Source organism: bacterium, from assembly GCA_035703895.1.
Lineage (GTDB): Bacteria > Sysuimicrobiota > Sysuimicrobiia > Sysuimicrobiales > Segetimicrobiaceae > Segetimicrobium.
Genome location: DASSXJ010000329.1, coordinates 1 through 5839, shown reverse-complemented (window position 1 = coordinate 5839; position 5839 = coordinate 1). Strand labels below are relative to the sequence as shown.

7 protein-coding genes are annotated in these 5839 nt (G+C 67.9%); 6 read left to right on the top strand and 1 reads right to left on the bottom strand.

Annotated elements, in window-relative coordinates:
- The 6 genes from VFP86_21775 to VFP86_21750 form a co-directional block, all read left to right on the top strand.
- On the top strand, nt 1-455 hold a 455-nt coding region (locus VFP86_21775), incomplete at its 5' end, for an A24 family peptidase (protein ID HET9002279.1).
- Nucleotides 456-457: 2 nt separating this feature from the next.
- Nucleotides 458-1441 (top strand): GGDEF domain-containing protein, encoded by a 984-nt coding sequence (locus tag VFP86_21770; protein ID HET9002278.1) that lies wholly within the window; start codon nt 458-460, stop codon nt 1439-1441.
- On the top strand, nt 1438-2241 hold the full coding sequence (locus VFP86_21765; GenBank protein HET9002277.1) for a lytic transglycosylase domain-containing protein: 804 nt from the start codon (nt 1438-1440) through the stop codon (nt 2239-2241). Before VFP86_21770 ends, VFP86_21765 begins: the two co-directional genes overlap by 4 nt.
- Nucleotides 2242-2539: 298 nt before the next feature.
- A complete protein-coding gene (locus tag VFP86_21760; GenBank protein HET9002276.1) occupies nt 2540-2848 on the top strand; it encodes a DUF1292 domain-containing protein in 309 nt (102 codons plus the stop codon).
- 22 nt (nt 2849-2870) lie between these two features.
- Nucleotides 2871-3368 carry a YqeG family HAD IIIA-type phosphatase gene (locus tag VFP86_21755; GenBank protein HET9002275.1) on the top strand — a complete coding sequence of 166 codons (498 nt, stop codon included), beginning with the start codon at nt 2871-2873 and terminating at the stop codon, nt 3366-3368.
- Nucleotides 3365-4459, top strand: a complete 1095-nt coding sequence (locus VFP86_21750) for an aminopeptidase P family protein (GenBank protein ID HET9002274.1) — start codon at nt 3365-3367, stop codon at nt 4457-4459. Before VFP86_21755 ends, VFP86_21750 begins: the two co-directional genes overlap by 4 nt.
- A gap of 14 nt (nt 4460-4473) precedes the next feature.
- On the opposite strand, the gene VFP86_21745 is transcribed toward VFP86_21750, so the two are convergent.
- On the bottom strand, nt 4474-5839 hold a 1366-nt coding region (locus VFP86_21745), incomplete at its 5' end, for a glycosyltransferase family 39 protein (GenBank protein ID HET9002273.1).

The window sequence follows — 5839 nt, the reverse complement described above, 5'->3', positions numbered from 1 at the left end:
CGCTCCTGCTCATCGTGTTCTTCATCGATCTCGATCACTACATCATCCCGAACCGGATCACCTACCCGGGCACCGTCGTGGGCCTCGCCTTCACGGCCGCGTTGGGGGGGTGGCGGGCCGCCGCGATCGCCGCGCTGACCGCCGTGGCGCTCTGCGGCGTGTTCATCCTCATCAACATCGTCAGTGCCCGTCTGCTCGGGGAGGAAGGGATGGGCATGGGGGATGCGAAGCTCGCGGCGATGATCGGCGCGTTCCTGGGATGGCCGATCGGCGCGGTCGCGATTCTCCTGGGCGTGTTCGTGGGAGGGGCGATCGGCATCGGCCTGCTCGCCCTGCGCCTCCGGGGCCGTCGGGAACAGATCCCGTTCGGCCCGGCCCTCGCGGCAGGCGCGATCGGTGCGATGTGGTGGGGGCCGGCCCTCTTGCACTGGTACTTGAGCAGGGTGGTGGGTTGAACGTGGCCGGCCGGCCGTACGGACAGCGGCTCGTGGCCGATGCCAGCCCGGTGGCCTCGGCGTGGATCGAGCGGGTGCAGGCGACGGGAGGGTCCGGCTTGAGCCACCGCACCGTGGACGAGCGATTCCCTATCTGCCGGGCCTACATCAACGAACTCGGACGGTTCCTGGTCAGCGGCGACGATCGGAGGCTGCGCGAAGTCGCCATCGCCGAGGCCGTTCGGCGGTTTCAGATGGGCTTCCCGCTCGACGACCTGGTGGCGGCGTATCGGTGGCTGCAGGATCTGCTCTGGGAGCGGGCCGGACACGAAAGAGGAGCCGAGGAAGGCGTTGAGGCGGGGCTGTGGGACCTGAGCGGCGCGATCGCGTTCTGCACCGAAGAGACGGTCAAGGCCTACCATGGGCTGCTGGCGCGCCAGGTGGCGGCGCATCAGGGCGCGGTCGAGGAACTCACCCGGCAGCTCCAGCAGTCGGGGAGCATCGATGAGCTGACCGGGCTCCCCTCCGCTCGAGTCTTCCACGAGTACCTCCCCCGCGAGATCCATCGGGCCGGGCGGTACCAGCGGCCCTTGTCGTTGGTCGTCTTCGACGTCGATGATTTTTCCCGCATCGTGGACCTCTGCGGGTCGGTGGAAGGCGACCGGGCGCTCAAGGAGCTCGCGCAGCTGATTCCCGGGCAGGTGCGGGAGGTGGACATCATGTGCCGCCTCGACGTGGATGAGTTTGCCGTGATCCTGCCGGAGACCCCGGCGCCCCACGCAGTGTCGGTGGCGGAGCGGATCCGCGCCGCCGCAGAAGGACACAGTGACTTTGCGGCCGGCGTGCGGGTCTCAGGGGCGATCCGTATCACGGCGGGGGTGGCCGGTTACCCCGACGATGCCACGACCGCGGAACAGCTGGTGACCCGCGCCCGCGAGGCGTGTCAGCATGCGAAGCGCCTCGGCAAGAATCAGGTCGTGGCCCGCTCGGAAGCGCAGGTGCCGTGAGCAGGACGCTTTGGGCTGCGGCGGCCATCCTGGGGTTGGCTGCCGCGCTGCTTCCGGCGAGCCCGGCCCACGCCGTGACGGTGGAGTCGTGGATGGCGCGGGGAGCGGCGTATTACCGCTCCGGCGCGCTGGCGTCGGCCGCGTGGGCGTTCAGCCAAGCCGCGCTCGCCGCTCCCGCATCTGCCCGCCCCGCGCTCTGGATGGGTGCCGTTGCGGTCGCGCGCGCAGATCGGAAGACCGCGGCGGCGTGGTTCGCGGAAGCCCTCCGCCGGCACCCCACCGCCGCGGAGCAAGGATGCGCCGCCATATGGTTGAACCTGCTTGGACTCGAAGCCGACCGTCCCCGCTGGAGGGTGCGCACGATCGATGAGTACGCCGCGTTTGTCGGGGCCACCAACCCTCGGCTCTCCGCGGGACAGGCGCGGTGGTTGGGCGCCGCCGTGCTCCAAGCCGCCACTCGATATCGCCTCGATCCGCGGTTGCTGGCCTCGGTGATCTACGTGGAGAGCCGGTTCAACCACCAATCGATCTCGTCGGCAGGCGCCGCAGGGTTGGGGCAGCTCATGCCGGGCACCGCGGAGGGGCTCGGGGTCGATCGTCGCGATCCCCTGCAGAACCTGTACGGCGCCGCCGGGCTCTTGCGGTTGAACCTGGACGAGTTCCGCAACCTCCCGTTGGCGCTGGCCGCCTACAATGCGGGGAGCGGTGCGGTGCGGCGGTGGAACGGGATTCCGCCGTACGCCGAGACGCAGTGGTATGTGTGGGCTGTGCTCTGGGTATTCGACGGGCTGCGATCGTAGCTGGGACGGTGGAAAGCGCGACGAGGCCGGGAGGAGGATCCGGCCTCGTCGCTATTGGGGCGGGTTGCAGGACCACGGCGCATCGACGCCCGCCCGTCGTACATGGCACCTTCGTCATGATGATACGGGTGAGCCGGTTCGGTGTCAATGCAAGAATCCGAGAGGATCAGCGTGCGTGGAGTGAAACTTCCATGGATGATCGCGTTGACTACGCACCCGAGCCGATGTTAGACTTTTCTTGCGTTTGACGCCCGCGTGTGGGCGCCTGGCGGACGGTTGCGCAAGGGGGTATCCCGCGTTGGGCGGCGATGAGGACCTCATTACGTTGCTCGATGAAGACGGGGTCGAGCACGAATTCAGCCTGGTGCAGGTCCTCGAGGTGGACCAGCGGCGATATGCCGTGCTGCAGCCGGTGGTGAGCGGTGAAGACTCGGACACGGCGGTGATCTTCCGCATGGAGGACGACACGCTCATCACGATCGAGGACGACGCCGAGTTTGAGCGAGTTCGCCAGGCCTTCGAGGCCGCCGAGGAGGAAGACACGGAGGACCAAGTGCCGAGCGTGTCCGACGGACCGGCAGAGGGCCAAGGCGAACCGTCGCACTGAGCCTCGAGACCGCTGGGGACGCGTGCTGCGGTGGCTCCGGCCATCCTCGCAGGTCTCGACGGTCTACGATATTGACCTGATCGCGCTCCGGGCCCGGGGCATCCGCGGGGTCATTCTGGATCTCGACAACACCATTGTTCCGTGGGGCGTCCACGAAGTCAGTCCGCGGCTGTCGGTGTGGATCGCGGCGGCGCAGGATGCGGACCTCCGATTGTGCATTGTGAGCAACAACATGGGCAGCCGCGTGATGTCGATCGCCGACCGACTGGGCCTCCCGATCGTCGTGGGGGCCCTCAAGCCGCGCCGCGGAGCGCTGCGGCGGGCGCTGACCGTGATGGGAACGACGCCGGAGGCGACCGCGCTGGTCGGCGACCAGTTGTTGACCGATATCCTTGGAGGGAATAGGCTCGGATTGCATACGATCCTGGTGCGGCCGCAGGGCCAGAGAGAGTTCATGCTGACCCGCCTGGTCCGGCTGCTGGAGCGGTTCCTGCTGCGTGGGGGCTCGGGGGATCGATGAAGGCCGAGACCCGGACCGCGGCCCGGGGGCACACGGCCCGGGCCCGAGAGCTGCTGGCGTCCTCCGACGTTGGGGCGCTGCTCATTTTGAAAAACGAAAACCGCCGGTACGTGACGGGATTCACCGGGTCGGCCGGCCTCGCGCTCATCACGCCGGACGAGATCTTCCTCGGAGTGGACTTTCGCTACGAAGAACAGGCTGCCGATGAAGCGCCGGAATGCACCGTCGTGCGGGGCGGCCGCGATCCGCTGGGAGCGCTCGCCGCCGCGGTGAGGGGCCGGACGTCGAGGTCCATCGGTTTCGAGTCCGAGTTCGTGCCGTACGCCCAGGTAGAGAGGCTCCGGGAGAAATTCGCCCCCGCGGAGCTGGTACCCCTCGGCACGGTCGACCGGATGCGCTGGGTCAAGGACGCGGCGGAGGTCGCCGCGATCGCCCGAGCCGTCGACATCGCGGACGCGGCGTACGTCCACATGCTGGATGTGCTCCGCCCCGGCCTCTCAGAGGGCAACGCCGCGCTGGAACTGGAGATCTTCATGCGGCGCGCAGGGGCCGACCGGCTGGCGTTCGAGACGGTGCTCGCCAGCGGCCCACGATCGGCGCTCCCGCACGGACGGGCGAGCGAGAGGATCATGGGCGCGGGCGAGTTGGTCACCCTCGACTTCGGCGCCATCTCGCAGGGCTACTGCTCCGACATCACCCGGACCGTCGCTCTCGGGACCGCCGATCCCCGGCAGCGTCACATCTACGATGTCGTCTTGGATGCCCAGCTGCAGGCGCTGGCGATGATGCGGGCCGGGGTGCTGTGCCGGGATGTGGACGCCCGCGCGCGCGCCGTGATCGCCGCCGCCGGGTTCGGCGAAGCGTTCGGCCACTCGCTGGGGCACGGCGTCGGGCTCGAGGTGCACGAAGGGCCTCGTCTCTCTCCAACAGAAGACGCCGCGTTGGAGCCCGGGATGATCCTGACGGTGGAACCGGGGATCTACCTTCCCGGGTGGGGAGGCGTCCGAATCGAGGATCTCGTGGTGGTCACGCAGGACGGGTGCCGGATCCTCACGCACGCGCCGAAGGATTTTCGCGTGCTATCTGCCTGACCCGGCGCCCGGCGTTATCGCGCGCGCTCTCCCTCTCGTTGGCCTCGAACCCCGCCCGCAACTTCAAACCCGTACACGTCCACGCCCGAGAACGTCCGGGCGGTGGTTTCGCGGTACGACGACATCAGCAACGGGAAGAGCCGTTGCGTCGTCGGTTTCCGCCAGACAACCAGCGAGATGACCCACAGGCGCGGGTGCTCCTTGGCCATCGCAGCGACGCGGTAGGCAAAGAAATTCGCGCGCCCGTGCGTGCTCTCCGTCGGCATCAACGTCAGCGCGTCGTCGGTCGACCCGTAGTAGTAGTCGAATGGGATGGGGGCGTACTCATCGCCGATAAAGATGATCAAATCGCCTGGATGAGACTCCGCCCGCACGTAGGCTGCCGCGCCGCGATAGTTCCACAGCCGGTACGAGGGGTCAAGGTAATACCGTCCCATCACGGGCAGGCCGCACGCAATGACCACAGCCACGAGCGCCGCCGCCACCGCTCGACGTGGGGCGATTCGTAGAATCCCATTGATGAGCAGCATCGCATAGAACGGGAACACGAAGGAGTACCAGCGGGGGTAGATGGAGGCCGGCACCACCAGCGGCAACAGCGCCATCGTCCCGATCGGTACAACGAGGACCAGCGCAGGGAGTAACATGCCGCGCGCCCCCAGGAGGGCCACCACGACAAACGGCAGGACCGCGGCAACCTGCGCGACGCTCAGCGGCGAGCCGGGGAACAAAAAACTTCCCAGGCCGAACAGGGAACCACCGAAGGCGAACAGCCCGCCGACGTCCAAAAGCGGGTGTGGTGCCCACCCCCACCCGTGATGCCGGGCGATCTGCTCGAAGAAGAACGACATCGACGGGATGAACAGGATGCCCGCGACCCCTACGTCGGTCATCCACTCCCCCAGCCGCCGCCGGTCACGCCACGCGGTCCAGACGCCGTGCGCGCCGATCACGAGAAACCCGAGATAATGCGTGTAGACCATCGCCGCCATGGTGCCGATGTACAGCGGGCGCCACCACCACGGTCGGTCGGGAAGGATCAAGAGGAGCGTGGCCGTCAAGGTGAGCATTTGCAGCAGCGTGTACATGCGAGCATCCTGACCGGCCATCACCTCAAACGGCGAGACCGCAACGAGCAGCGCGGCCGCGAGGGCCGGGACGGTTCCCGACAGCCGCCGCATGATCGCGTAGGTCAGTGGGACGCAGAGAACGCCGAACACAGCCGATGGCGCTCGCAGCGCGACCTCGCCCGTCCCCGCGATACCGGCCCACGCCTTGATCAGCGCATAGTAGAGCGGCGGGTGGTTGTCGTGCACCGCCAGGAAACCCAGCAGATCGCGCCAGCCCTTATGGACCGCGTAGGCCACAAACGCCTCATCG

Coding starts and splice junctions, on each gene's coding strand:
- VFP86_21750 (HET9002274.1), top strand. CDS start 3,365: ATGAAGGCCGAGACCCGGACCGCGGCCCGGGGGCACACGGCCCGGGCC.